Origin of the sequence: Paraburkholderia sp. HD33-4 (assembly GCF_021390635.1) — a bacterium.
Taxonomy (GTDB): domain Bacteria; phylum Pseudomonadota; class Gammaproteobacteria; order Burkholderiales; family Burkholderiaceae; genus Paraburkholderia.
Window position 1 is genome coordinate 1,291,715 of record NZ_JAJEJS010000002.1, and the last position, 26,139, is coordinate 1,317,853.

The 26,139-nt window shown below is 65.8% G+C and carries 27 protein-coding genes; 13 read left to right on the plus strand and 14 right to left on the minus strand.

Translation table 11 applies throughout. The features are described 5' to 3' along the window. Positions 1 to 18 precede the first annotated feature (18 nt). The 5 genes from L0U84_RS25745 to rhaS all read left to right on the plus strand — a co-directional run bounded on the left by L0U84_RS25745 (position 19) and on the right by rhaS (position 5,691). Positions 19 to 912, plus strand: coding sequence for an amidohydrolase family protein (locus L0U84_RS25745; protein ID WP_233853866.1), 894 nt, complete (start codon positions 19 to 21; stop codon positions 910 to 912). Between the two features lie 86 nt (positions 913 to 998). Continuing rightward, positions 999 to 2,528 (plus strand): sugar ABC transporter ATP-binding protein, encoded by a 1,530-nt coding sequence (locus L0U84_RS25750; protein ID WP_233853868.1) that lies wholly within the window; start codon positions 999 to 1,001, stop codon positions 2,526 to 2,528. Continuing rightward, positions 2,525 to 3,580 (plus strand): ABC transporter permease, encoded by a 1,056-nt coding sequence (locus tag L0U84_RS25755; RefSeq protein WP_233853870.1) that lies wholly within the window; start codon positions 2,525 to 2,527, stop codon positions 3,578 to 3,580. Before L0U84_RS25750 ends, L0U84_RS25755 begins: the two co-directional genes overlap by 4 nt. Then, positions 3,573 to 4,601, plus strand: coding sequence for an ABC transporter permease (locus tag L0U84_RS25760; RefSeq protein ID WP_233853872.1), 1,029 nt, complete (start codon positions 3,573 to 3,575; stop codon positions 4,599 to 4,601). The genes L0U84_RS25755 and L0U84_RS25760 overlap by 8 nt, the downstream gene beginning before the upstream one ends. Before the next feature lie 79 nt (positions 4,602 to 4,680). After that, positions 4,681 to 5,691, plus strand: coding sequence for a rhamnose ABC transporter substrate-binding protein (rhaS, locus tag L0U84_RS25765; protein WP_233853873.1), 1,011 nt, complete (start codon positions 4,681 to 4,683; stop codon positions 5,689 to 5,691). 88 nt (positions 5,692 to 5,779) lie between these two features. On the opposite strand, the gene L0U84_RS25770 is transcribed toward rhaS, so the two are convergent. The 3 genes from L0U84_RS25770 to L0U84_RS25780 all read right to left on the minus strand — a co-directional run bounded on the left by L0U84_RS25770 (position 5,780) and on the right by L0U84_RS25780 (position 9,087). Next, complete coding sequence (locus L0U84_RS25770) at positions 5,780 to 6,931, minus strand: CmpA/NrtA family ABC transporter substrate-binding protein (RefSeq protein ID WP_233853874.1); 1,152 nt, start codon at positions 6,929 to 6,931, stop codon at positions 5,780 to 5,782. Positions 6,932 to 6,938: 7 nt separating this feature from the next. Continuing rightward, a complete protein-coding gene (locus tag L0U84_RS25775; protein ID WP_129962327.1) occupies positions 6,939 to 7,514 on the minus strand; it encodes an ANTAR domain-containing response regulator in 576 nt (191 codons plus the stop codon). Positions 7,515 to 7,845: 331 nt separating this feature from the next. Further along, positions 7,846 to 9,087 (minus strand): cyanate transporter, encoded by a 1,242-nt coding sequence (locus tag L0U84_RS25780; protein WP_233853876.1) that lies wholly within the window; start codon positions 9,085 to 9,087, stop codon positions 7,846 to 7,848. 204 nt (positions 9,088 to 9,291) lie between these two features. Here L0U84_RS25780 and L0U84_RS25785 point away from each other — a divergent pair, with 204 nt between their 5' ends. After that, the gene (locus tag L0U84_RS25785) at positions 9,292 to 10,053 is read left to right on the plus strand and encodes a GntR family transcriptional regulator (RefSeq protein ID WP_233853878.1); all 762 of its coding nucleotides are present in this window, start codon (positions 9,292 to 9,294) and stop codon (positions 10,051 to 10,053) included. A 296-nt stretch (positions 10,054 to 10,349) separates the two neighbouring features. Here the strand turns inward: L0U84_RS25785 and infA are convergent, their stop codons facing one another. From infA to L0U84_RS25800, 3 genes are all read right to left on the minus strand, one after another. Continuing rightward, on the minus strand, positions 10,350 to 10,628 hold the full coding sequence (gene infA, locus L0U84_RS25790; protein WP_233853880.1) for a translation initiation factor IF-1: 279 nt from the start codon (positions 10,626 to 10,628) through the stop codon (positions 10,350 to 10,352). Positions 10,629 to 10,763: 135 nt separating this feature from the next. Continuing rightward, positions 10,764 to 11,045, minus strand: a complete 282-nt coding sequence (locus tag L0U84_RS25795) for a hypothetical protein (protein WP_233853881.1) — start codon at positions 11,043 to 11,045, stop codon at positions 10,764 to 10,766. A 585-nt stretch (positions 11,046 to 11,630) separates the two neighbouring features. Continuing rightward, positions 11,631 to 11,849: a hypothetical protein gene (locus tag L0U84_RS25800; protein WP_233853882.1), complete on the minus strand. Its 219-nt coding sequence runs from the start codon at positions 11,847 to 11,849 to the stop codon at positions 11,631 to 11,633. Positions 11,850 to 12,087: 238 nt separating this feature from the next. Here L0U84_RS25800 and L0U84_RS25805 point away from each other — a divergent pair, with 238 nt between their 5' ends. Genes L0U84_RS25805 through L0U84_RS25815 form a run of 3 tightly spaced genes read left to right on the plus strand, consistent with a single transcriptional unit; the run spans position 12,088 to position 13,255 of the window. After that, the gene (locus L0U84_RS25805; protein ID WP_233853883.1) at positions 12,088 to 12,732 is read left to right on the plus strand and encodes a helix-turn-helix transcriptional regulator; all 645 of its coding nucleotides are present in this window, start codon (positions 12,088 to 12,090) and stop codon (positions 12,730 to 12,732) included. A gap of 58 nt (positions 12,733 to 12,790) precedes the next feature. Next, positions 12,791 to 13,018, plus strand: coding sequence for a DUF1653 domain-containing protein (locus tag L0U84_RS25810; protein WP_233853884.1), 228 nt, complete (start codon positions 12,791 to 12,793; stop codon positions 13,016 to 13,018). A 36-nt stretch (positions 13,019 to 13,054) separates the two neighbouring features. Beyond that, the gene (locus tag L0U84_RS25815) at positions 13,055 to 13,255 is read left to right on the plus strand and encodes a YqaE/Pmp3 family membrane protein (protein ID WP_233853890.1); all 201 of its coding nucleotides are present in this window, start codon (positions 13,055 to 13,057) and stop codon (positions 13,253 to 13,255) included. A gap of 60 nt (positions 13,256 to 13,315) precedes the next feature. Here the strand turns inward: L0U84_RS25815 and L0U84_RS25820 are convergent, their stop codons facing one another. Next, entirely contained in the window at positions 13,316 to 13,624 is a 309-nt protein-coding gene (locus L0U84_RS25820; RefSeq protein ID WP_233853892.1) for a 2Fe-2S iron-sulfur cluster-binding protein, read from the minus strand. Positions 13,625 to 13,929: 305 nt separating this feature from the next. Between L0U84_RS25820 and L0U84_RS25825 the strand changes: the two genes are divergently transcribed. Further along, a complete protein-coding gene (locus L0U84_RS25825; RefSeq protein WP_129962318.1) occupies positions 13,930 to 14,220 on the plus strand; it encodes a DUF1488 domain-containing protein in 291 nt (96 codons plus the stop codon). Between the two features lie 158 nt (positions 14,221 to 14,378). On the opposite strand, the gene L0U84_RS25830 is transcribed toward L0U84_RS25825, so the two are convergent. The 7 genes from L0U84_RS25830 to L0U84_RS25860 all read right to left on the minus strand — a co-directional run bounded on the left by L0U84_RS25830 (position 14,379) and on the right by L0U84_RS25860 (position 21,261). Then, the gene (locus L0U84_RS25830; protein WP_233853893.1) at positions 14,379 to 14,912 is read right to left on the minus strand and encodes a cytochrome b; all 534 of its coding nucleotides are present in this window, start codon (positions 14,910 to 14,912) and stop codon (positions 14,379 to 14,381) included. A gap of 167 nt (positions 14,913 to 15,079) precedes the next feature. After that, positions 15,080 to 16,381 carry an NCS2 family permease gene (locus L0U84_RS25835; protein WP_233853894.1) on the minus strand — a complete coding sequence of 434 codons (1,302 nt, stop codon included), beginning with the start codon at positions 16,379 to 16,381 and terminating at the stop codon, positions 15,080 to 15,082. A gap of 173 nt (positions 16,382 to 16,554) precedes the next feature. Next, positions 16,555 to 17,049, minus strand: coding sequence for a YaiI/YqxD family protein (locus L0U84_RS25840; RefSeq protein ID WP_233853895.1), 495 nt, complete (start codon positions 17,047 to 17,049; stop codon positions 16,555 to 16,557). Positions 17,050 to 17,204: 155 nt separating this feature from the next. Beyond that, complete coding sequence (locus L0U84_RS25845) at positions 17,205 to 17,471, minus strand: DUF4148 domain-containing protein (RefSeq protein ID WP_233853896.1); 267 nt, start codon at positions 17,469 to 17,471, stop codon at positions 17,205 to 17,207. A 218-nt stretch (positions 17,472 to 17,689) separates the two neighbouring features. Beyond that, entirely contained in the window at positions 17,690 to 18,460 is a 771-nt protein-coding gene (locus L0U84_RS25850; RefSeq protein ID WP_129962313.1) for a slipin family protein, read from the minus strand. After that, positions 18,457 to 20,130, minus strand: a complete 1,674-nt coding sequence (locus tag L0U84_RS25855) for an NfeD family protein (protein ID WP_233853897.1) — start codon at positions 20,128 to 20,130, stop codon at positions 18,457 to 18,459. The genes L0U84_RS25850 and L0U84_RS25855 overlap by 4 nt, the downstream gene beginning before the upstream one ends. A gap of 84 nt (positions 20,131 to 20,214) precedes the next feature. Further along, on the minus strand, positions 20,215 to 21,261 hold the full coding sequence (locus L0U84_RS25860) for an AraC family transcriptional regulator (RefSeq protein WP_233853898.1): 1,047 nt from the start codon (positions 21,259 to 21,261) through the stop codon (positions 20,215 to 20,217). 221 nt (positions 21,262 to 21,482) lie between these two features. Between L0U84_RS25860 and L0U84_RS25865 the strand changes: the two genes are divergently transcribed. The 3 genes from L0U84_RS25865 (at position 21,483) to L0U84_RS25875 (ending at position 26,135) form a co-directional block, all read left to right on the plus strand. Next, positions 21,483 to 22,616 (plus strand): acyl-CoA dehydrogenase family protein, encoded by a 1,134-nt coding sequence (locus L0U84_RS25865; RefSeq protein ID WP_233853901.1) that lies wholly within the window; start codon positions 21,483 to 21,485, stop codon positions 22,614 to 22,616. A 122-nt stretch (positions 22,617 to 22,738) separates the two neighbouring features. Then, positions 22,739 to 24,430: an AMP-binding protein gene (locus tag L0U84_RS25870; protein WP_233853906.1), complete on the plus strand. Its 1,692-nt coding sequence runs from the start codon at positions 22,739 to 22,741 to the stop codon at positions 24,428 to 24,430. A gap of 163 nt (positions 24,431 to 24,593) precedes the next feature. Then, a complete protein-coding gene (locus L0U84_RS25875) occupies positions 24,594 to 26,135 on the plus strand; it encodes a CoA-acylating methylmalonate-semialdehyde dehydrogenase (protein WP_233853908.1) in 1,542 nt (513 codons plus the stop codon). Positions 26,136 to 26,139: the final 4 nt, after the last annotated feature.

Consider the following 26,139-nt stretch of genomic DNA (forward strand, 5'->3'; position numbering starts at 1 on the left):
ACCGAACGAAGGTGCCGCATGCAGGTTGTCGATTCGCATATCCATCTGTGGGACCTGAAGACGCATCGCTATCCGTGGCTGGAGAACCCGGGCGTGTCGTTCGTCGGCGATGCGCGCGATCTGAAGCACGACTATCTGCTCGACGATCTGCTCGGCGAAGCGGGCGACATCGACGTGCTGAAGCTCGTGCACGTCGAGGCGAATCACGATCCGGCCGATCCCGTAGAAGAAACGCGCTGGCTGCAGTCGATTGCGGATCGCGACGCGTCGCGCGGCATGCCGAACGCGATCGTCGCGGCCGTGGACCTTTCCGCGCAGAACGCACCGGCGTTGCTCGAAGCGCATGCGTCGTTCGCGAATACACGCGGCATTCGGCAGATTCTCAACGTGCACGACAACAAGCTGTTCGATTACGTCGGTCGTCACTACATGCGCGAGCCGCAGTGGCGCGAGCATTTCGGGTTGCTGCGCCGGTACGATCTGTCGTTCGATCTGCAACTCTATCCGTCGCAGATGGAAGAGGCGGCCGCGCTCGCGCGTGCGCATGCGGACACGCTGTTGATCGTCAATCATGCGGGCATGTTCGTCGATCGTAATAGCGTGGCGGGTTATCGCGCGTGGCGCGACGGCATGCGCGTGCTCGCGGCGTGTCCGAACATCGCGGTGAAGATCAGCGGGCTCGCGATGTTCGATCATCAGTGGAGCGTCGAAAGCCTGCGGCCGTACGTGCTCGAAACGATCGATACGTTCGGCGTCGAGCGCGCGATGTTTGCATCGAACTTTCCGGTCGACCGGCTGTTTGGTTCATATACGGATTTGTGGCGCGCGTATGCGGCAATCGTCGCGGATGCAAGTGACACTGAGAAAGACGCGCTGTTCAGGCGTAACGCGGAGCGGTATTACCGGATTTGACGCGTCAGGCAAACGAATAACGAACCGCGACAGAAGCGCAACAGAAGCGCAACAAAGTTGCATGGGACCAGAGTAGGAGACACGTAGTGCAGCCATCCCCATCCGCGGTGCCGCGACTCGAACTACGGCACGCGAGCAAATCCTTCGGCCGGGTGCGCGCTTTGTCCGACGGCGACCTCGTGCTGTGGCCCGGCGAGGTGCATGCTCTGCTCGGCGAGAACGGCGCTGGCAAATCGACGCTCGTGAAGATTCTCGCCGGCGTGCATCAGCCCGATGCCGGCGAGCTTCTGGTGAACGGCGAACCGCGCCGCTTCGCGACACCCGCTGAAGCGCGCGACGCCGGGCTCGCGGTCATCTATCAGGAGCCGACGCTGTTCTTCGATCTGTCGATCGCGGAGAACATCTTCATGGGGCGGCAGCCGGTCGACCGCTTCGGCCGGATCCAGTACGACACGATGCATCGCGAAGTGGACGGACTGCTCGCGTCGCTCGGCGTCGAGCTGCGCGCGGATCAACTGGTGCGCGGTCTGTCGATTGCGGATCAGCAGGTGATCGAAATCGCGAAGGCGTTGTCGCTGAACGCGAGCGTGCTGATCATGGATGAACCGACGGCCGCGTTGTCGCTGCCCGAAGTCGAGCGGCTCTTCGCGATCGTGCGCAAGCTGCGCGAACGCGACGTCGCGATTCTGTTCATCACACACCGGCTCGACGAAGTGTTCGCGTTGACGCAGCGCGTGACGATCATGCGCGACGGCGCGAAAGTATTCGACGCATTGACCGCCGATCTGAGCACCGACGCGATCGTCGCGAAGATGGTCGGCCGCGATCTGGAAACGTTCTATCCGAAAGCCGATTGCACGCCCGGCGACGTCCGTCTGTCGGTGCGCGGCTTGACGCGCATCGGCGTGTTCAAGGACGTTTCGTTCGACGTGCGCGCGGGTGAGATCGTCGCGCTCGCGGGTCTCGTCGGCGCGGGGCGCAGCGAGGTCGCGCGCGCGATCTTCGGTATCGATCCGCTCGATTCGGGCGAAGTGTGGCTGGCCGGCAAGCGGCTCGCCACCGGCAAGCCCGCGGCCGCGGTGCGCGCCGGGCTCGCGCTCGTGCCGGAAGATCGTCGCCAGCAAGGCCTCGCGCTGGAGCTGAGCATCGCGCGCAATGCGTCGATGACGGTGCTCGGACGGCTCGTGCGGCATGGCCTCATTTCGACGCGCAGCGAAACGCAGCTGGCGAACAAGTGGGGCACGCGACTGCGCCTGAAGGCCGGCGACCCGAACGCGCCGGTCGGCACGCTGTCGGGCGGCAACCAGCAGAAGGTCGTGCTCGGCAAGTGGCTCGCGACCGGCCCGAAGGTGCTGATCATCGACGAACCGACACGCGGTATCGACGTCGGCGCGAAAGCCGAGGTGTATGGCGCGCTCGCCGAACTCGTGCGCGACGGCATGGCGGTGCTGATGATTTCGAGCGAGCTGCCCGAGGTGCTGGGCATGGCCGATCGCGTGCTCGTGATGCACGAGGGCCGCATCAGCGCGGAGATCGCGCGCGCCGACGCGAACGAGGAGCGCATCATGGGCGCCGCGCTCGGTCAGGGACTTTCACCATTGGGACGTGCAGCATGATGCGCCATTCGACCCATCCCGCGCCGGTGCGGCAGTCGCTGCCGAAGCGGTCCGCCGCTTCATCGGGCGGTCTCGTCGCCAGCCTCGCGAAGAGCCGCGAAACCACGTTGTTCGTCGTACTGATCCTGCTGATCGCGGGGACCGGGCTCGCGAAGCCGCAGTTCCTGAACCTGCAGAACCTGCGCGACGTGCTGCTGAACGTGTCGATCATCGGTCTGCTGACGGCTGGCATGACCGTCGTGATCCTGATGCGGCATATCGATCTGTCGGTCGGCTCGACGGTGGGTATCAGCGCGTACGCGGTGGGCAGCCTGTACGTTGCGTTCCCGCATATGCCGGTGCTCGTCGCGCTGGGAGCTGGGCTCGCGATCGGCCTAGTCGCGGGCGGCATCAATGCGGTGCTGGTCGCGGTGGGGCGCGTGCCTTCGCTCGTGGCGACTTTGTCGACGCTGTACATCTTTCGCGGCGCCGATTACGCATGGGTGCACGGCGGCCAGATCAACGCGACGAGTCTGCCCGACGCGTACTCGCGGCTCGCGACCGGCACGCTGCTCGGTATCCCGACGCTTGCGCTGATCGCGATCGTCGTGCTTGCCGGTCTGTCGGTGTATCTGAAGCAGTTTCGCGGCGGTCGCGAGCACTACGCGATCGGCTCGAATCCGGAAGCCGCGCGGCTCGCGGGCGTCAACGTCGAGCGTCGCGTGATGTCGGGCTTTCTGTTGTCCGGCGCGATTGCGGGCTTTGCGGGCGCGTTGTGGCTCGCGCGCTTCGGCACCGTCGATGCGAGCACCGCGAAGGGCATCGAATTGCAGGTCGTCGCGGCCGCGGTGGTCGGCAGCGTCGCGATTACGGGCGGCGTCGGCACGATCCTCGGCGCGACGCTCGGTGCGCTCGTGCTCGGTGTGATCAGCATCGCGCTCGTCGTGCTGCATGTGTCGCCATTCTGGGAGCAGGCGATCCAGGGCGCGCTGATCGTCGCCGCGATCGCCGCCGATACGCTGCTGGCCCGCTCCGTCGCCAAACGCATGATGAGGAAACGCGATCATGGCTAAACCCGATTCCGCGCTGCTGACGCGCAAACGCGAAACGCCGCTGCAATGGGAAGTGTTGCTGGTGGTCGTGCTGATCGTGTCGCTGGTGTTGGGACGCTGGCTGTCGCCGGTGTTTCTGAGCGGCGCGAACCTGAGCAACGTATTCGCCGATCTGACCGAGATCGCGCTGATGGCGTTGCCGATGACGCTGATCATCGTCGCCGCCGAAATCGATCTGTCGGTCGCGTCGGTGCTGGGCGCGTCGAGCGCGTTGATGGGCGTGCTGTGGCACATGGGTCTGCCGATGCCGGTCGTGATCGTTCTGGTTCTGATCGCCGGCGCGCTGGCGGGCCTGCTCAACGGACTCGTGATCGTCAAGCTGAACCTGCCGTCGCTCGCGGTCACGATCGGTACGCTCGCACTGTTTCGCGGTCTCGCGTATGTGCTGCTCGGCGATCAGGCGGTCGCGGATTTTCCGGCCGCCTACACGGCGTTCGGCATGAACACGCTTGGGCCCACGTTCATTCCGCTGCCGTTCGTGATCGTGATCGTCGCCGCGGTGCTGTTCACCGTGCTGCTGCAAGCCACCGCGTTCGGCCGCAGTCTCTATGCGATCGGCGCGAATCCGACCGCCGCCGCGTTCTCCGGCATCGAGGTCGCGAAGATCCGTTTGCGCCTGTTCGTGATGTCGGGTCTCGTGAGCGCGCTCGCCGGCATCGTCTATACGCTGCGCTTCACGAGTGCGCGCGGCGACAACGGCGAGGGCTTCGAGCTGTCGGTGATCGCGGCGGTGCTGTTCGGCGGCGTCAGCATTTTCGGCGGACGCGGCTCGATGGTCGGCGTGCTGCTGTCGCTGCTGATCATCGGCGTGCTGAAGAACGCGTTGACGCTCGACGACGTATCGAGCGAAACGCTGACCATCGTGACCGGCGTGCTGCTGCTCGCGTCGGTGCTGATTCCGAACCTCGTCGCGCGCTGGCGGGCGGCGCGCGACCGGCGTTTCATCGCGAAGTCCGCCGCCGCGTCTTCATCCGCAACCTAGTCGTCACCGTTAGTCCGAAGCTCCCAAGGACCGATAACCCGGACCCCTCTCTGTCCAACAACAACGCAGGAGACACTTCATGTTCAAGCCTCTACGTCACACCGGCACGGCCGCGCTATGCGCCGCGTTGCTCGCGATCAGTTGCGGCGGCGCGTTCGCCGCGGACCTGAAAAGCGGGCTGAAGATCGCATTCGTGCCGAAGCAGATCAACAACCCGTACGAGGTGATCGCCGACGACGGTGGACTCTCGGCGATCAAGGAGTTCGGCGGCGTGGGCAAGGCGGTGGGGCCGTCGGATGCGGGCGCGTCGTCGCAGGTTTCGTATATCAACACGCTGATCACGCAGCATCAGGACGCGATCGTGATCGCCGCGAACGACGCGAACGCGGTCGTGCCGTATCTGAAGAAAGCGATGGGCCAGGGCATCAAGGTCGTCACGTTCGACTCCGATACGGCGCCCGAAGGCCGGCAGCTGTTCGTCAATCAGGCGAACGCGGAGGGCATCGGCCGCGGCCAGGTGCAACTGGTGGCGAAGCTGATGGGCGGCGAGGGCGAGTTCGCGATCCTGTCGGCGACGCCGAACGCGACGAACCAGAACACGTGGATCAAGTACATGCAGGAGGAACTGAAGAAACCGGAGTACTCGAAGATCAAGCTCGTGAAGATCGCGTACGGCAACGACGACGATCAGAAGTCCTTCGTCGAAACCCAGGGTCTGCTGCAAGCGTATCCGAACCTGAAGGCGATCGTCGCGCCGACGACGGTCGGCATCGCGGCGGCGGCGCGCTATATCTCGTCGTCGTCGAGCAAGGGCAAGGTCGCGGTGACGGGCCTCGGCACGCCGAACCAGATGCGCGCGTTCGTGAAGAACGGCACGGTGACCGCGTTCCAGTTGTGGGACCCGAGCGAGCTCGGTTATCTGGCCGCGTACGCGGCGGCGTCGCTCGCGTCGGGCAAGATCACGGGTAAGGAGGGCGAAACGTTCGACGCCGGCAAGCTCGGCAAGCGCACGATCGGCCCGCAAGGCGAAATCATTCTCGGACCGCCGACCACGTTCGATGCGAGCAATATCGACAAGTACAACTTCTAAGCTTCGGCAACGCTGACTGTCCACCTGAGCGCCATTGGCGATACGTGGGCAGTCAGCGCATCGGTTCGAGTTTTCGCGTGCGGTCCGCTCAGCGGCGGATCGCAAAACGCCGCGCATACCCGGCGGATGGCGAGCCGCTTCCCCACACCTCGCCGTCGATCAATTCCCTTGTCACGTCCTCGCCGGGCACCGCCACGTTCACGCGCGCGGCGGCCTCGCGATACAGCTGCGTCTGGTTGATCCGCGCGGCAATCGCGTCGTAATCGCTGCGCGCATCGATGATCCCCCAGCGCTCGAACTGCGTCAGGAACCACGCGCCTTCGGATGGATGCGGATAGTTGACCGCGCCGTCGTCGAAGAAACGCATCGGCAGGCGGCGCGGGTTCGTCGTGTCAAGCTGGTCGCCGAGCCGTGCCGCGATCAGCGTTTCGTCGATACCGATGTAGTCGGGCTGCGCGAGCCAGCGCGCGATCTCGTCGCGATGCCCGGCGCCATCGAGCCAGCGGCATGCTTCGAGCACGGTTTGCACGAGCGCGCGCGTCGTGCGCGGATGCGCGTCGACGAAATCGCGTCGGCAGGCGAGCACTTTCTCGGGATGCTCGGGCCACACCTCGCTCGTATAGGCGATCGTTCTGCCGACACCGTGCGCCTCGGCCATCGCGTTCCAGGGCTCGCCGACGCACAGGCCGTCGAGCCGGTCTTCGGCGAGCGCGGCGACCATCTGTGGCGGCGGAATCGCGACACTGTCGATGTCGCGCAACGGATCGACGCCTTGCGCCGCGAGCCAGTAGTACAGCCACATCGCGTGCGTGCCGGTCGGGAAGGTTTGGGCGAACACCGGCTTGCGGCCGAGCGTCGCGAGCGCGTCTCGCAACGTGCCGCGGCTGGCGAGCGCATCGGCGAGCCGATTCGACAGCGTGATGGCCTGGCCGTTGCGGTTCAGCACCATCAGCACGGCCATGTCGGTGCGCGGGCTGCCGAGGCCGAGCTGCACGCCATAGACGAGACCGTAAAGCGTGTGGGCGGCGTCGAGGTCGCCCGTTAGCAGCTTGTCGCGCACGGCGGCCCACGACGGCTGGCGGCACAGTTCGAGCGTGAGTCCGTGCGCGTGGCCGAACTCGAGCAGCTTCGCGGCGATCAGCGGTGCCGCGTCGGACAACGCGACGAAGCCAAGCCTCAGATGGGTCTTTTCAGGCGGTTCCGCAAAGGCCGCCGCGGTGACGGAAATGGCTGGATTCATGAGCGCATCATTTGAGCAAGCCGGCCGACGCGACGACCTCGCGCGCGACCTCGGCGAGTTTGACACCCTGGTTCATCGCGCGTTTGCGCAGACTCGCATAGGCGGCCGGTTCGGAGAGTTTCTGCTGATCCATCAGCAGGCGTTTCGCACGATCGATCAGCTTGCGTTCGGCCAGTTCGTTCTCAGCCTGCGCAAGCCGCTCGCGCAATTGCGACTCCTGCGCGAAACGCGCGAGCGCGACTTCGAGAATCGGCGCGAGCCGTTCGCTCGCGAGGCCTTCAACCAGATACGCGGTGACGCCCGCGTTGACCGCTTCGCGGATCAGTTGCTGGTTCGCGTCGTGGCTGAACATCAGCACGGGGCGCGGCGCGGTCGCGTGCATCACGGCGAGTTGTTCGAGCGTATCGCGCGACGGCGATTCCGTATCGATGATGATGACGTCGGGACGCTCGTCCTGCACCGCGCGATGCAGTGCCTGCGGCGTCGCGGTGCCGGCGAGCATCTCGCAACCTAGCAGGGCGAGCGCGTCGCGCAGATCGCCGATGGGTTTGTCGGTGTCGGTGACAAGAAGAACGCGCAGCATGGAGTCGGTGGAAGGGCAACTGACTACCTGTAAAGCAACGAACATGCCAGTCCTCGTGCGACGAGGCCTGGCGAGGTCTTTTGAAAGTGTGCGCGCGCAAACGGCGCGGATCGATTGGGATTTTTGCGGGCGTCGGCTGCGGATCGGCAGCGCAACAGGCGCGCGGCCACGCCAGTCGCGCTGCACCGGCGCGGGGCACGCAAGACCGCGCAGGCCCGATGCACCGAAGCGGCGCATCGCGTATGACGCGGCCGAAGACTCAAAGCCTCAAAGGCTCGAAGGCTCGAAGGCTCGAAGGCTCGAAGGCTCGAAGGCTCGAAGGCTCGAAGGCTCAAAGCCAGCGCGAATAACTACGCGGCGAAAACAGCAACGTCACCGCCATCATCGCGGCGATGCAGCCGGCGAGCATGATCCACGCGGCGACGAACCCGCCGCTCCAGCTGCGTACGATGCCGGCCACGAGCGGCGCAACGGCCGCGACGATAAAGCCGACGCCCTGCGTGAACGCGACCAGCTGCCCGGCCACGCGATGATCGGCCGAATGATCCATCGCGGTCACGAGCGTCAACGAAAACACGCCGCCGAGCCCCGCGCCCGCGACACCGACCCACAGCAGCGGCGCGGCGTCGGGCACTACGATCAGGCCGAGCACGCCAGCCAGCTGCGCGGACAACCCAAGCAGCAGCCACGGGCGGCGATCGCGGAACGACGCCGCGGCGAGCGGCAGCAGCAGCGCCGACGCGGCCTGGAAGACCGTCATCGCGGCGAGCAGCGAACCGCTCGCCGCGACGCTCGTGCCGCGCTGCTGATAGAACGCCGGCAGCCACGCGACGAGACTCGTATAACCGCCATTGACGATGCCGAAGTACAGGCCGAGCGTCCACGCGCGCCGCGTGGTCCACGGCGAGAACGCCGGCGCGGGCGTGGCCTGGCTGTGAACCGCGGCGTGGGCCACGGCATGCCGACGCGTCAGCAGCCACCAGCACGCGAGCGCGCCGCAGGCCGGCAGCGCCCACACCGCGAGCCCCGCATGCCACGTCCGCAGCGCGTGGCTGACCCACGGACTCAGACTCGCGCCGAGGCCGCCGCCGCCCATGATCGACGCGGAGAACACGCCCATTGCGAGCGGCACGCGCGCGGGGAAACGCTGCTTGATGACGGCGGGCAGCAGCGCCTGAATCGCGGCGACGCCGGCGCCCGCGAGCAGCGCCGTCGCGAGCAGCGTGAAGCCGCTCGACGCCACCCAGCGCGCTGCGCATGCAAGCGCGATTGCGACGAGGCCGAGCGCGACGCCGCGCGTTTCGCCGACGCGGCGCGTCAATGCCGCCGCGCCGAATGCGCCGACGCCCATCGCGACGACCGGCAGACTGGTCAGCAATGACGCGCCGTAGAAGCTCAGGCCGGTCGCGTCGCGAATCGTCGTCATCAATGGGCTGATCGACGTCAGCAGCGGGCGCAGATTGATGCCGATCACGACGATCGCGCCGAGCCACGCGAGCTCGTGCCATGTCAGCGCCGAGCGGGCGCGGTTCGCGGAGGTACTGTGAGGAGTGGCGCTGGTGGGCAAATTCATGGCGAGCCTGAGAACTGGACCGCGGGAAAACGTTGCGGTTTGCGTTTTGGTCAACCATAGTAACTTAAAATGGTTAACCATTTCGGCGAATGTCCGGTATAAGCGGCGACGGAGCCAGCCGGATTGGCGTCGTGAGCGGAGCATCGCTAGAATGCTGCGGCGTTGTTCCGTTGTTGTTTTTCACCGTCTACGGTCACTGAAATCATGGCTACGCGTTCCCCGCGTTCTTCCCCCGCGGAATCCGCTCCACCCGCTTCCCCCGTTTCCGCTGTTTCCGCTGCGAGCGACGACGCCTCGCCGAGCGTCGAAGAGCGCATTTACGCGTCGATTACCGCGGCCCTGCTGCAGGGGCGATTGCGGCCGGGTGCGCAACTGGTCGAGCGCGATCTCGCGGCCGCGTTCGGCTGCACCCGCGGCGCGCTGCGCAAGGTACTCGCCCGGCTAGGCTTCGAGGGCAAGCTCGTGCTCGAGGCGAATCGCGGCGCGTTCGTGCCGTCGCCGTCGGAGGAGGACATTCGCCAGGTGTATCGGGCACGGCAGATCGTCGAGGCGGGCATCGTCGCGTCGTTGTGCGGGGCGCTGAGCGCCGCGCATAAGCGGCGCTTGCGCGCGCATGTGCGCGGCGAGGAAAAGGCGCTGCGCGCTGGCGCCATCGATGAGTCCGTGCGCCTGGCCGGCCAGTTTCACGTACTGCTGACGGAGCTGGCGGGTGGTACCGAGTTGCTGGGACTGGTCGGGCAACTGGTCGCGAAGACCGAGCTGTACAAGGCGCTGTTCGATCCGTCGAAGGGATCGAGCTGTTCCGCCGACGAGCACGCGCGGATCATCGACGCGCTCGATGCCGGCAACCTGCAGGCCGCGTTGACGGCGATGCGGGAGCATCTTTCGGAACTGGAGGAGCGGGTAGTCGAGCAGGTGCGCAAAAGCGCGGGTGGGCAGGATTTGGGGGCGGTGTTTGGGGTTTAGCGGGTGGCGCTGCGACGTGCGTGGTTGCCGAAGCGGCGCGCCGCGAGATTCCAGTCAAGGCATGTCGCGGCTTACCGCAATCGCGCAAGCGCTGGAAAGCATCCCGGATGTCGGGGGAGACGCCGATTTCGTGCGCCTAGGCGGCGATGCCGACGCATCGGGTTGATGCAGAAAAGCGAAGTCGGAAGGTATGGCGCGAGTCTGTAGGGCCTCGCGCTTTCACACGACGTTCGGGCGGGCTGCCCGCGTCACCTGCACAGCATCGCAGGTACGCAGGGCGGTGCCGCCATCACCGCCTAGCGGCGCCGCGCGCCTTGCGATGCCGGCCGCGGCCCACCGCCGCCGCTCGGGCGTTCGTCCTTGTGGCGGAAATTGATCCGCCCCTTGGTCAGGTCGTAGACCGACATTTCGAGCGTCACGCGATCGCCCGCGAGAATACGGATATGGTTCTTGCGCATGCGTCCGGACGCATAAGCGCCGACCACGACGCCGTTGTCGAGCGTCACGCGGTAGCGGCTATCCGGAAGCACTTCGTCGACGATACCGTCAAGTTCAAGCAGTTCTTCTTTCGCCATGCATAACTCCTGGTCGATGGGATAAAGGGGAAATCGGCCGCGCGCATTGCGGGCGCCGCGGCTGAGGATTCGTTGGAAAAGCAGCGGCGCCCGAAAGCACGCTGCGCGACGCGAGTGACGCGCCGATGACGCCGCTCAAAGATCGGTGACCGACTGACCGCTCACCTGGCCGTCGATCAGCCGTTCCGCATGCGCCATGCACGCGATGCGCGCTTTGCCCATGCCGTCGAACGGAAACAGATACTGCAGGCGGAACACCCGGCCGTCGGCTGCCGCATTGGCGCCGACGCGACAGATGCGCACCGACGCGTCGTAACCGGCGCGAGGATCGCGGGTCGCTTGCGCGCCCGCGGGGCGGCGCGGATAAACGAGCGGGTGAATTTCGTAACCCTTGTAGGTCTTGACTGCTGGATTCATGAAAAAAATGTCCTGTATTGCGTGGTCCGCGGGCCGCGTGCAGGGCGCCGCTTCCGGCAGCGCCCCTTTGACGCGTCGCGACGCGGACCGGCGGCGCAGCACCGATGGGCGCGCCGCGATAAAAATGGTTGGCACAGGCCTGCTAGACCCGGCGGGCTCAATGACAATGGCTCGAGCGGTCGCGCGAAAACGCGGATTCGACCAAAAAACGCTGAAGCGGCGCGCCAATTCGTGCGCCGGGCGCATGATGCTGAACCGCTCGGTGTACTTCTCGCGGCGGCGAATGCAGGCGGCGCATTGCCGGAGTGACGGGATCGCCGATAAGCGGCGGTCGCGAACAGTCGGGGGTGGTGCGGAGATGCCGGGTTGAGACTGCCTGGTGCTGCCAGTGCTATATGGGTGCGAGGTGCAACTATTGCAATATGATGCCTGAAATAGGGCTGATTGGATAGTGCAATCTTCAGCTCACGGCCGGAACGCCCGCCTGGCGGGGTTTCCCGGGCGGTTGGCGAAGTCGTGTCGGAGGCGTGACGGGTGACGCTCGCGCGAGTTGCGCGAGCGAGGCCCGGGATTCGAACGCGCGCGTCAGCGCGACGTCTCGGCGACGCGCTTCTGCAATTCGCGCGCGGCCGCCAGCGGCAGGCGCGCATCGTTCCATCCGGCGAGCCATTCGATTTCCTTCGCCGTGAAGATCTGACCGTAGTTGCGCAGCGCGTACTGCAGCGAATCGATGATGTGGTTGCGAATGATCTCCGGCGTGCGTTCGTCGTCGAGCACGGCGCGAAGCGCCTCGAGTGTGGCCATCGGTTGGCTCCGTTCGATTGGATGTCGGTGGATCAGTGTTTATCGCATGAAAAAAATGAGCTCGCGAGATCGACAAAATTGCCGTCGGCATTGATTCGCGGCACCAGCGCGAGGCCGCTACAATGGCGGCTTCCTGAAATTGCGGACCGAAGCGTGCGCGTCGACTTCCGCTGCTGGCTGCCGGCATCGTCGTCATCCGGTATCGCGCGCCGCCTCCTTCGAACCCCGCGTTTTTTCCATGCGCAACCCGAACGTGTCTCCTGTCAAAGACCTGCTGCTGAAGCGCTACGCGCCGATCGCCGACGGCATCGCGGCGCTGCTTTATCCTTGCGCCGAAGTGGTGATTCATGATCTGCGCGATCAGACCATCGCGTATCTGGTGAACAATCTGTCGCGGCTCGAAGTGGGCGCGCCGTCGGTGCTCGACGACGCGCACTTCGCGGCGCGCGGCCAGACCATCGGTCCCTACGAGAAACTGAACTGGGACGGGCGCCGGATGCGCTGCGTGAGCAACATCCTGCTCGACGACGATGGCAAGCCCGCCGGCATCCTGTGTGTGAATTTCAACATCGCGGTGTTCGAGGATGTGCGCTCGACGCTCGACCTGTTCATCAAGGGCGGCTCGATGACGGGCGCGCCCGCCGACGATCTGTTCCGCGACGACTGGCAGGACCGCATCAACACGTACCTGCACACGTGGCTGCGCGACCGGCAGATCGGCATCAATGCGCTGACGCGCGAGCACAAGCGTGAAATCGTCGAAGCGCTGCACGCGCAGGGCGCGTTTCGCGGCCGCAGCTCGGCGAATTACGTGGCGGCGGTGCTGACCATGGGCCGTGCGACCGTCTACAAGATCCTGAAGCAGATGAAAGAGGCCGGCTGAGCTCAGGCACGCCGTACTTGAAAATGCTTCGATGACGCCCAAAACTAGGACATATGCGATGCGCTACCGACACTACAAAGGCGGCATTTACGAACTGGTCTGCGAGGCCACGCTCGAATCGGATCCGACGGTCACGATGATCGTCTACAAGGCGGCCAACGGTACGATCTGGACCCGTCCAGCGAGCGTGTTTTTCGAGCTGGTCGAGCGCGACGGCGTCAAGGTGCCGCGCTTTGCGCCGCTCGATGAGTTCAACAACGAGGCAGATGCGTCCCCCGCGGACTAACGCGTGCTGCCTTAACGACAGGAACAGGAAAACCGAATGCGTCTTTTGCTTGCCATCCTTCTACCGTGGTTGCAGTTTTTCACGATCGGCCGTCCGTTTGCGGGCGTCATCTGCCTGATTCTGCAGATCACGCTGATCGGCTGGGTGCCGGCGGCCATCTGGTCGGTGTACGCGCTGAGCCAGTACAACACGGACAAGAAAATCGCCCGCGCAATGGGCAACGGCAACGGGCGGTAAGACGCTGCGCCTGAAGTCGTCGGCGAGCGTGGCGCCTCGCCCTCACGCTCGCGCCACCACTTAGCCCGCCGCTATTACGACCGCATCCGGCACTTCGATCACCACGTCGGTTTCCGCGATCGCCACGCACGGCAGGATATAACCGTCCGCCTTTTCCTCGCGGCTCACCCCGGGCCACTCAATCGCGTAGCGCACACGCCCGGAAGTCATCCGGCACAGGCAGGTTCGGCACGTGCCGTTGCGGCACGAACGTGGCAAACGCAGATTCGCGAAAGCGGCGGCTTCGAGAATCGTCAGCGAATCGGGCGCTTCGAAGCTCTGGCCGAGCGGTTCGACGCGAACCACAGGGGGGCGGGTGGGGGTGGACATCGTGCTGATCAGTGGCTGGGTGCGCGACACTTTACACGGGATCGAACGCGGCTTTATATCGCGCTGCAACATGCGTTCGCAAGTCGCGCATTCAAGAAAATGTCATCGAAATCTTGCGCCTTGCCCGAACTCGTCTAAAGTGAATCAATTCACCTCCGCGTGGCGCGAACTGACGATGCCCGGTCGAGGTGACGGCCCGCGTCGACTGCATGGGACAAGGAGGAACGAGCGGCAGACGCGATAGCAAGCAATCCGCGCGCGCATTACCCGAGTGCATCGTGCGCGCACTCTTCCAGGTGACTCCCATGCAGATCCAATTTCCGAACGAAGCCCCTGAATATTCAGGGCGCGAACTTACGCTGGCGTTTCCGGCAATGATCGATGGGCAGAGGGTGGAGTGCATGATCACCGCGGAAGCACTGGAAGATCACTTCGGTGCTGCGTCGCCCCGGCTCGAGGACATGATCGTCGCATTCGATGCGCACCGGCCGCGCATCGAGGCCGCCACGCGCCGGCTGTTGTCGGAAACGCGCGCGCAATGTCTCGTGCTCAGAAGCGGTTACGTGCGTTTTTATGAGGCGAACTGGCGTAACTGACTGACCGCGACTTATCAGCTGGCTCCCGGCACTGAAGCTTCGGCAAGCACTATTTGCTGCCGAAGCGCGAAGTTCGGATTCACCCGAGCCGCTATCGCTCGCGCGCAAGCCGCGACCGCGCCAAACGCAGCGGCGGCAAGCAGCCAACTCCATCGCAATCAAATGATCCGCCGCAGCGCCCGATCCTTGAACACCACATGGTGCGCGATCGCCGCGAGCGCGTGCAGTCCGATCACCCAATAGAACACGTTGCCGAGCCACTCGTGCGCGTCCTTCAAAAGCGGCCGCGCGATCGAATCCGCATGCACCAGCGTGAAGCTGATGTCCGTCCAGGCGAGCGACACCGGCCGTCCGCCCGCGTTGACCATCAGTATGCCGAGCAGCGGCTGCGCAAAGATGAACACATAAAGCACGAGGTGCGCGGCGCGCGCCAGAAAAGCGAGCAGCCGGTTGCTTTCGAGTTCCTCCGGCGCGCCGGCCCACAGCCTCCATAGCAGCCGCAACACGGCCAGCCCGAGCACCAGCGTGCCCGCCCAGAAATGCACGCCGGTCCAGAACGTGCGGCTGTCGGAGCCGCGTGGGCCGCGGATTTCGATGGCCAGATAGGCCAGCGCGACCAGCAGAAAAATCACCCAGTGAAAAAAGATCGCGGGCTTCGTGTAACGGTCCGTCGTGCGGTTATATGAGGACATCGCGGCTCCTGGGGCGACCCGGTCGTACGCGACCCGGTCGATCGCGACCCGGTCTATCGAGACCCGGTCGATCATCATTCGAAACATCAGATGATAAATGGTCCCCGAACCCTACGACACATTCACCCATTCCAACGCCGCGTTTCAGCACTTCACAAGCTGCGTCCTCACTCGCTGCCGAGATAGAAATAGCGGAACAGGAAAATCGCCGCGATGATCCACACGACCAGCTTCACCTGGCGCGCCTGGCCCGTCAGCAGCTTGAGCCCCGCGTACGAGATGAAGCCGAACGCGACACCGTTCGCAATCGAGTAGGTGAACGGCATCAGCAGCGCGGTCAGCGCGGCCGGCACGACTTCGGTCGCGTCGTCCCACGGCAGGTCTACCAGTTCGCGCAGCATCAGGCACGACACGTACAGCAGCGCGGGCGCGGTCGCATACGGCGGCACCACTTCGGCGAGCGGCGCGAAAAACAGCGCAGCGACGAACAGCACGGCAACCGTGATCGCGGTCATGCCGGTACGGCCGCCGGCCTGCACACCCGACGCGCTTTCGATATACGCCGTGGTCGACGACGTGCCGAGCATCGAGCCGGCAAGAATCGCGGTGCTGTCCGCGAGCAGCGCGCGGTTCAGTCGATGCATCTTGCCCTCGACGAGCAGTCCCGCCCGGTTCGCGACGCCCATCAGCGTGCCGGTCGCGTCGAACAGTTCGACGAGGAAGAACACCAGCACCACGTTCAGCACGCCGCTCGACAGCGCGGCGCGGATATCGAGCTGGAACAGCGTCGGCGCGATCGACGGCGGCATCGACAGAACGCCGTGAAACTGGTTGCCGCCGAAGAAGAAGCTCAGGATCGTCACGCCGACGATACCGATCAGGATCGAGCCGCGCACGCGCAGATGATCGAGCGTGACGATGCCGAAAAAGCCGACTGCGGCGAGCACGACGTGCGGGTCATGCAGATTGCCGAGCGTGACGAGCGTGGCCGGATTGCCGACCACGATGCCGGACGACTTCAGCGAAATGATCGCGAGAAAGAGGCCGATACCGGCGGAGATCGCGATCCGGATCGAGTGCGGGATGCCCTTGACGATCACCTCGCGCACCCGGAACAGCGTGACGATCAGGAACAGGCAGCCGGAGATGAACACCGCGCCGAGCGCGGCCTGCCACGTGTAGCCCATGCCCTTGACGACCGTGTACGCGAAGTACGCGTTCAGGCCCATGCCGGGCGCGAGCGCGATCGGGTAGTTCGCGTACAGACCCATGATCAGCGACGCGAGCGCGGCCACGATGCAGGTCGCGACGAACACCGCGCTCTTCGGCATGCCGGCGTCGCCGAGGATCGCCGGGTTCACGAAGATGATGTAGGCCATCGTCAGGAAGGTGGTGACGCCGGCTAGCACTTCGGTGCGCAGGTTGGTGTCGACGGCGTCGAAGCCGAAATAGCGTTTGATCGAGTCCATGTGGCGGATTTTTTCTCTCTCGTCGTTCAGAACGTGATTTTGTAATTAAGGCGGCCCCTGTGCGGCCCGCCAAAGCGGGCCGCACAGGGGCGTTAGGGCGGATTGTAAACACGAATGGGGACGCCCCGGCACTTGCGGCGCCGACGGCAGGCAACTCAGGCCCGTCAGGCCCGTCAGGCGGGCGGTTTACCGCCGGAGTGTGGCGCCGGCGCATCACCGCGCGGCGCGTGACGGGCGAGCCAGCGATCGAGTTCGCCCGCGAACGTCTTGCCGTCGCGCGCGCTGTAGGCCGCCGGGCCGCCCGTGTCGACGCCGCTTGCGCGCAATTGGTCGAGCATCGAGCGCATGCGCAGGCGTTCCTCGATCGTGCCGGGCGTGTACCAGTTGCCGCGCGGATCGAGCGCGTGGGCATTTTTCGCCAGCACGGCGGCGGCGAGCGGGATGTCGGCGGTGATCACGAGATCGCCCGCAACGACGCGCTCGACGATCAGCTGATCGGCGGCGTCGAAGCCGGCCGGCACCTGGATCGCGCGAATCAGCGGCGACGGCGGCACGCGCAGGAACGCATTGGCGACCAGCGTCAGCGGCATGCCGGTCCGGCGCGCCGCGCGATAAAGCATGTCCTTGACGACGGCCGGGCAGGCGTCGGCATCGACCCAGATTGGCATGGTGCGGGTTCCGGCTGAGTGCGGCGGGTTTGCTACGTGGGGTTGGAGGGACGGGATGATACCTTGCCGCGACGCAAGCCGTGCCCATGCCGCCCGCGCCGGGCGGCATTCAGGCTGCGACTGCGCAAGCAGCGGCTACCCAGGCCGCGACCGCTTTACTGCACTGTCGTCGGCACGATGCCTTGCTGCTGCGCGCGATGTTCCGCGACGATGCGGCCCGCGCGCTGCGCGTTCTCCGGATAGTTGATCCAGTCGAACGGATCGTAGCCGGCGGCGAGCCAGTCCAACAGGTCGGCGCGGACCTGGGCGCGCGTTTTCGGTGCCGACGGATCGGTGGGCTGCATCACCGCTTGCGCGTAGACGGTGCTGATACCTACGGCGGCCAACAGCGCGCCGAGTCCAATGCGGGAGAACAGTTTCATGGCGGGCTCCTGCGGAGCAGAAAAACAGCCGGGCTTGATGGTTTTTCGGTGCGCGCCGGGTAAGGCGGTTGAAAGCGGGGCACCATTTCTGCCGGCAGAACGAACCCGCCGCAAGCCTCGTTCGCCACGTAAGCTCTGCCAACGTGGAAGCGGGCGGGTAGGCTGAAACTTCGACGCTAATCCGTGCTGAACGGGTGTCCTGACAAAATATCGTCCTATCACGCCGAAGGCTTGTTGAACCTTTCCATCACCGCGCTCACCAGGTCGATCGGCAACGGAAATACGATCGTCGAGTTCTTGTCGGCGGCGATCGTCGTCAGCGTCTGCAGATAGCGCAGCTGCATCGCCTGCGGCTGCCGCGCGAGCGTTTGGGCCGCTTCGAGCAACTGCTTGGACGCCTGCAACTCGCCTTCCGCGTGAATCACCTTGGCGCGTCGTTCGCGCTCGGCTTCAGCCTGACGCGCGATCGCGCGGATCATCGTTTCGTTGATATCGACGTGCTTGATCTCGACGATCGAAACCTTGATGCCCCATGCGTCGGTTTGCGCGTCGAGCACCTTCTGGATGTCGGTGTTCAGCTGCTCGCGCTCCGACAGCAGCTGGTCGAGGTCGTGCTTGCCGAGCACCGCGCGCAGCGTCGTCTGCGCCAGCTGGCTGGTCGCCTCGAAGTAGCGCGCGACCTGGATCACCGCCTTCTCCGGATCGACGACGCGGAAATACACGACCGCGTTGACCTTCACCGACACGTTGTCGCGGGTGATCACGTCCTGGGTCGGCACGTCGAACACGACGGTGCGCAGATCCATGCGCACCGCCTGCTGCACGATCGGAATGATCAGCACGAGCCCGGGCCCCTTGACCTTCCAGAAGCGGCCGAGCATGAACACGACGCCGCGCTCGTACTCGCGAAAAATCCGCACCGACGACGCGATCAGCGCGGCCACCAGCAAGATCAGGATGCTGCCGAAGCCGAATGTGAAGCCGATCATGAGCGTTCTCCTTGTAAGGCGTCGACTGACGCAACGGGCACCACGGTCAGCGTGAGGCCGTTGCGCGCGGTGACGCGCACGCTTTGGCCCGGCGCGGCTGGTGTCGTGCTCGACACGCGCCAGCGCTCGCCGTGCACGCGCGCCCAGCCGGCCAGCGGGCCGCCCGAGGCGTGCTCGGGTTCGGGCAGCAAGCCGGCGTCCAGCACCACGCCGACGCAGCCGATCAGCGCCTCCGAGCCCGTCACGACCGGCCGGCGCCGCGCGCGCAACGCGAGCCGCGACACGCCCAGCACGAACGCGACGCTGAACACGACGACCGCGGCGATCAGCGGCAGCGGGATGCCGTAGCCGGGCACATCGGTATCCATCAGCATCAATGCGCCGACCACGAACGCGACCACGCCGCCGAAACCGAGCGAGCCGAAGGTCGGCAGGAACGCTTCGCCGATCAGAAAGGCGATGCCGAGAAAGATCAGCCCGAGGCCGACGTAGCTGACGGGCAGCATCTGCATCGCGAACAGCCCGAGCAACAGGCTGATCGCGCCGACTACGCCGGGCAGCACGAAGCCCGGATTGGCGAATTCGAAGAACAGGCCGTACATGCCTAGCATCAGCAGAATCAGCGCGACGCTCGGATCGGTGATCACGGCGAGGAAACGGCTGCGCCAGTCGGGTTCGAGCGTGATCAGCGGCGCATGCGCGGTATGCAGCGTGACGCTGCCGGCGCTGGTGACGATCGTACGGCCGTTCAGCTGGCGCAGCAGGTCGGGCACGTCGCGCGCGACGATATCGACGACGTGCTGCGCGAGCGCTTCCTCATCGGACAGACTCACCGCCTCGCGGACCGCGCGCTCGGCCCAGTCGGCGTTGCGCCCGCGCATCTGCGCGAGGCCGCGAATGTAGGCGGCGGCATCGTGGACCTGCTTGCGCAGTTCGGTCGATTGGGTGTCGAGCGGCAGCGTACCGGCGGCTTCGGATGACGCGCTGGATGACGCAGACGCGGGCGTGGATCCGGACGCGCCGCCAGGCAGCGTGCGCATGTCCGGCAGTCCCGGCGTGCCTGGGGTGCCGGGTGTCCCAGGTGTTCCCGGTGTTCCCGGTGTTCCGGGCATTCCCGGCGGGCCGCCGCCCGCGGGCGGCTCGTTGCCGCCGATGCCCATCTGGATCGGCGTCGCGGCGCCGAGGTTGGTGCCCGGCGCCATCGCCGCGATATGGCTCGCGTAGACGATGTAGGTGCCGGCGCTGGCGGCGCGTGCGCCGCTCGGCGCGATGAAGGTCGCGACCGGCACCGGCGAGGCGAGGATCGCCTTGATGATCTGCCGCATCGACGTATCGAGGCCGCCGGGCGTATCGAGTTGCAGCACCGCGAGCTGCGCGCCCTGGCTGGCCGCGCGCTGCAAGCCGCGCACGATGAAATCGGCGCTGGCCGGCCCGATCGCGCCGTTCACCGGAATCACCTCGACGCTGTTGGCGGTCACGGCGGCAACGTTGGCCGCGCTCGCCGCATTGGCCGCTTGCAGCGGCGCCAGCGCTTCGCGCGTCGCGAAGCCAAACGCGCATAGCACGCCGAGCACGGCGATGCCGCGCATCAAACGGCCCACGATGCCGCCGCGGATAGGCGGCTTGCGCGGACTGGACTGCCGGAGCGGGAGACGCGGAGTCGTGTTCATCGCTGACGGCCGCCGCGCCCGCCGGCGCGAACCGGCGGCGCGGGCCGATACCTCGATCAAGGCTGGCCTGTTGCCGCTTAAAGCTTAGTCCGATTCGGCGCGACGCGTGAGATCGGGCCCGGCGGCCCGGGCTGGCCGATAGTCGGTCGGCCGCATGCCGGTCCATTTGCGGAACGCGCGATGAAACGCGCTCGGCTCCGCGAAGCCGACGGCGTTCGCGATATCGGCGATGGTGCGCTGCGTGCGCTGCAGTTCGGCGATCGCGATGTCGCGCCGCAGCGCGTCCTTGATCGACTGATACGTGTGGCCCTCCTGCTTCAGATGCCGCCGCATCGTCGCCTCGGCGACGTGCAGGCGCGCGGCCATCTGATCGGCGGCGGGCCAGCCCGCCATCGGCAGCGCGCGCAGCGTCTTGCGCACGCGCGCGGCGAGCGAACCCGGATTGCGGTACTTGACGATGAAGCTGCCCGGCGCATCACGCAGAAACGGGCGCGCCGAGCGCGAAGTCTGGATCACCGGCAGTTCCAGAAACGCAGGGTCGAGATCGACGTACGACTCGGGTTCGTCGAAATACATGTCTTCGCAGAACATCAGCCGGTATTCGTGCGCGGCCGGCGGCGCGGCGCAGCGAAAGCGCGCTTCGAGCAATGGAATGCGCCGGCCGACGAGCCAGCACACGAGCCCGTACACGAGGATGAAATACGTCGCGTAGGCGAACATCGCCGGTTTGCGCGTGCCGGCGCGTTCGACGAACTTCAGGCGCACGCGCTCGGCGTCGGTGTCGATCGTCGCGCCGAGATCGTCGAGCACGAGCCGCATGAAGCCGACCGCGCGGGCGAGCGCCTGCGCGCCGTTGCGCGCGCCGAGCGCCGTCTGCGTCATCGCGATGAAGCTGCCGCTTTTCATCGGATGCGAGTCCTGGCCGAAGAACTCGTCGTCGAGCGCGCGTGCGATGTCGGCCCACAGCGCGCCGTATTGCGCCGACGACACCCGGCTTTTCGGCGACGCGAGCATCGGCGCGGCGATGCCGGCCGCCTCGGCGAACGCTCGCGCATCGAGGCCGCGCGCCTTCGCGAGCGCGAGCGTTTCCTCGACGAGACTGACGGAGATCGTGCCTTTGTCGCTTTTCATCGAGATGCGGTTTTTCTGGCAAAAGCGCTCAGCATGAGCCGGCGCCGGGTTCATGAAGCCCCTGAAATGGCGAGGCCCCGTGCACGCGCATCGTAGCACTATGGCAAAAGCGCTCAGCAAATCTGAGCGGAGCGAGCATCGAGCGACGCAGGTCGCTTGCCTACACTTGCCACATCACCGAGATCGCCAGCACGGCCGTCAGCACCAACGAGGACGCAGTCATGGACAGCTTCTACACCGACGAACAACGGATGATCCGCGACGCCGCGCGCGACTTTGCGACCGACTGCCTCGCGCCGCACGCGGCGCAATGGGATCGCGACGCGCAACTGCCGGCCGCGGTCGTCGCGCAGATGGGGGAACTCGGCTTTCTGGGCATGATGGTGCCGGCCGAGTGGGGCGGCTCCTATACCGATTACGTCGCCTACGCGCTCGCGCTCGAAGAGATCGCGGCCGGCTGCGCCGCCTGCGCGACGCTGATGAGCGTGCACAACTCGGTCGGCTGCGCGCCGATCCTGAACTTCGGCAGCGAGGCGCAGAAAGACCGCTATCTGCGCGAGCTCGCCATCGGCCGCACGATCGGCGCGTTCTGCCTGACCGAGCCGCAGGCGGGCTCCGAGGCGAACAATCTGCGCACCCGCGCGGAGCTGCGCGATGGCCAATGGATTCTGAACGGCAGCAAGCAGTTCGTGACCAACGGCGCGCGCGCCGGTCTCGCGATCGTGTTCGCCGTCACCGATCCCGAACGCGGCAAGCGCGGCCTGTCCGCGTTCATCGTGCCGACCTCGACGCCGGGCTTCGACGTCGGCCGGCCAGAGCACAAGCTCGGCATTCGCGCGTCCGACACCTGCCCGATCTCGCTCGATCAGTGCGCCGTGCCCGAGGCCAATCTGCTCGGCGAGCCGGGCGAGGGTCTGCGCATCGCGCTGTCGAATCTCGAAGGCGGGCGCATCGGCATCGCCGCGCAGGCGGTCGGCATCGCGCGCGCCGCGTTCGATGCCGCGCGCCGCTACGCGAGCGAGCGCGAGCAGTTCGGCAAGCCGCTGAAGGACCACCAGACGATCGCCAACATGCTCGCCGACATGGCGACGCGCCTGAACGCCGCGCGCCTGCTCGTGCATCACGCGGCGCGGCTGCGCTCGGCGGGGCGGCCGTGTCTGTCGGAGGCGTCGCAGGCGAAGCTGTTCGCGTCGGAACTGGCCGAGGAGATCTGCTCGAACGCGATCCAGATTCATGGCGGCTACGGGTATCTGGAGGACTATGCGGTCGAGCGCCACTATCGCGACGCGCGGATCACGCAGATCTACGAAGGGACGAGCGAAGTGCAGCGAATGGTGATCGCGCGCCATGTTTGAGGGCGTTTGTGTCGCGAGTTTGAGCGCACAATAGCCTGGCCGTGAAAGCTTCGTTGAGCGGAACGGCGGCAAAAACCAGAGGCAAAAAAACCGAGCGCCGCGAGCGCCACCAGGAGACGACGATGACAGCAGCGAAAGCCTTTCTCGAAGCGCGCGATCTGCTAGTGCGCCATCGCACCGACTATGAGCGCGCCTACCGCGAATTCGCGTGGCCCGCGCTCGGCGAGTTCAACTGGGCGCTCGACTACTTCGACGCGATCGCGCGCGACAACCACAACCCCGCGCTTTGGATCGTCGACGATCCTTCTAGCGAGGGCCTGCGTCTGTCGTACGCGCAGATGTCGGAGCGCTCGTCGCGGATGGCGAACTTTCTGCGCGGCGCGGGCGTCGGCCGCGGCGACCGCGTGCTGCTGATGCTGCCCAACCGGGTCGAGCTATGGGACGTGATGCTCGGTGCGATGAAGCTCGGCGCGATCGTGCTGCCCGCCACCACGCAGCTATCGGCCGACGACGTGCGCGACCGTGTGCAGATCGGCGGCGCGAAGTACGCCGTGGTCGATAGCGCGGAGCTCGGCAAATTCGATGCGCTAGAGGTGCCGCTCACCCGCTTCTCGGTCGGCGCGCCGCGCGACGGCTGGATCGATATCGCCGCCGCTTACGAGGCCTCGCCGGTTTTCACGCCCGATGGCGTCACGCGCGCCAGCGATCCGATGCTGCTGTACTTCACGTCCGGCACCACGTCGAAGCCGAAGCTCGTCGAGCATACGCATCAGAGCTATCCGGTCGGGCATCTGTCGACGATGTACTGGATCGGCCTGCAACCCGGCGACATCCATTGGAACATCAGCTCGCCGGGCTGGGCCAAGCACGCGTGGAGCTGCTTCTTTGCACCGTGGAACGCGCAGGCCTGCGTGTTCGTGTTCAACTTCGCGCGCTTCGTGCCGCAAGACACGCTCGCCGCGCTCGTGCGCTTCAACGTCACCACGCTGTGCGCGCCGCCGACCGTGTGGCGCATGCTCGTGCAGGAGCCGCTCGGTGACTATCCGGTGAAGCTGCGCGAGATCGTCGGCGCGGGCGAACCGCTGAATCCGGAGGTCATCGAGCGTGTCAGGCACGCGTGGGGCATCACGATTCGCGATGGCTACGGCCAGACCGAAACGACCTTGCAGATCGGCAATTCACCGGGCCAGCCGGTCGTGCCCGGCTCGATGGGACGACCGATGCCGGGCTACCGGATCGAACTGCTCGACGCCGACGATCACCCGGTAACCGAAGGCGAAATCGCGCTGCCGCTCGCCGAACGGCCGCTCGGCCTGATGACCGGCTACGCGAACAACGCGAACGCGACCGCGCAGGCGATGCGCAACGGCTTCTATCGCACATCGGACGTCGCGCTGCGTCGCGACGACGGCTACTACGTGTACGTCGGCCGCTCGGACGACGTGTTCAAGTCGTCCGACTATCGCCTGAGTCCGTTCGAACTCGAAAGCGTGCTGATCGAACACGAGGCGATCGGCGAGGCGGCCGTCGTGCCGAGTGCGGACGCGTTGCGTCTGTCGGTGCCGAAGGCGTTCGTCACCGTGCGCCACGGCTACGAAGCCGGTCCCGAACTCGCGCGCGCGGTGTTCGCGTTCTCGCGCGAAAAACTCGCGCCATATAAGCGGATTCGCCGTCTGCAATTCAGTGAACTGCCGAAGACGATCTCCGGCAAGATCCGCCGCGTCGAGCTGCGGCGCCGCGAAATGGAGCGCGCGGCCGAGCCCGCGCGTTTACCCGACGAGTACTGGGAAGAGGATTTTCCCGAGTTGCGTTGAGTGTCTCTATTCCCCGCTATTACCGGTTTTGGCGCCCCGGTCTGAATCGCACGCGTCGAATTCGAGCTTCGGATTCGAGCTTCGGATTCGACCCGGCGGGGCACCGTTTTTTCTTCCCCATCGTTGTCCGGCCGCCGCGCGGCCATCGCACAGGAGTTTCAGCATGAGCACCCTTGCTTCGAACGAGACCAGCCGCGACGTTGCCAGCGCCGTTCATACCGTCAAACTGCTGATCAACGGCGAGTTCGTCGAATCGAACACGGCCGAGTGGCGCGACATCGTGAACCCGGCCACCCAGGCGGTCCTCGCGCGTGTGCCGTTCGCGACCGTCGCGGAAGTCGACGCCGCCGTGCGCAGCGCGCAAGCCGCGTTCAAGACGTGGAAGGACACGCCGATCGGCGCGCGCATGCGCATCATGCTGAAGTACCAGGCGCTGATTCGCGAGCATATGGCGCGTATCGCGAAGACGCTGTCGGCCGAACAAGGCAAGACGATTCCCGATGCCGAGGGCGACATCTTCCGCGGTCTGGAAGTGGTCGAGCACGCGTGTTCGATTGGCACGTTGCAGCAGGGCGAATTCGCCGAGAACGTCGCCGGCGGGGTGGACACCTACACGCTGCGTCAGCCGCTCGGCGTATGCGTCGGCATCACGCCGTTCAATTTCCCCGCGATGATTCCGCTGTGGATGTTCCCGATGGCGCTCGTGTGCGGCAACACGTTCGTGCTGAAGCCGTCCGAGCAGGACCCGCTGTCGACGATGCAACTCGTCGAACTCGCGCTCGAAGCCGGTGTACCGAAGGGCGTGCTGAACGTCGTGCATGGCGGCAAGGAAGTGGTCGATGCGCTGTGCACGCATGAACTGGTGAAAGCGATTTCGTTCGTCGGCTCGACGGCGGTCGGCACGCACGTGTATCGCCTCGGCAGCGAATACGGCAAGCGCGTGCAATCGATGATGGGCGCGAAGAACCACGCGGTCGTGCTGCCCGACGCGAATCGCGAGCAGACGCTCAACGCGCTCGCCGGCGCCGCGTTCGGCGCGGCCGGGCAGCGCTGTATGGCGACTTCGGTGGCGGTGCTGGTCGGCGCCGCGCGCGAGTGGCTGCCCGAACTCGTCGCGAAAGCGAAGACCTTGACGGTCAACGCGGGGCACGAGCCGGGCACCGATGTCGGGCCGGTCGTGTCGCGCGCGGCGAAACAGCGCGTGCTCGGTCTGATCGACGCCGGCGTGAAGGAAGGCGCGACGCTCGCGCTTGACGGCCGCGACGTGAAAGTGCGCGGCTACGAGCAGGGCAACTTCATCGGCCCGACGGTATTCAACGACGTCACGACCGACATGGAGATCTACCGCACCGAAATCTTCGGGCCGGTGCTCGCGGTGGTGAACGTCGCGACGCTCGAAGATGCGATCGCGCTCGTCAACGCCAACCCGTTCGGCAACGGGGTTGGTCTCTTCACGCAAAGCGGCGCGGCGGCGCGCAAGTTCCAGAGCGAGATCGATATCGGCCAGGTCGGCATCAACATTCCGATCCCGGTGCCGGTGCCGTTTTTCAGCTTCACCGGCTCACGCGGCTCGAAGCTCGGCGATCTCGGTCCGTACGGCAAGCAGGTCGTGCAGTTCTACACGCAGACGAAGACGGTCACCGCGCGCTGGTTCGACGACGATACCGTCAACGACGGCGTCAACACGACGATCCGCCTGCGTTGAATTG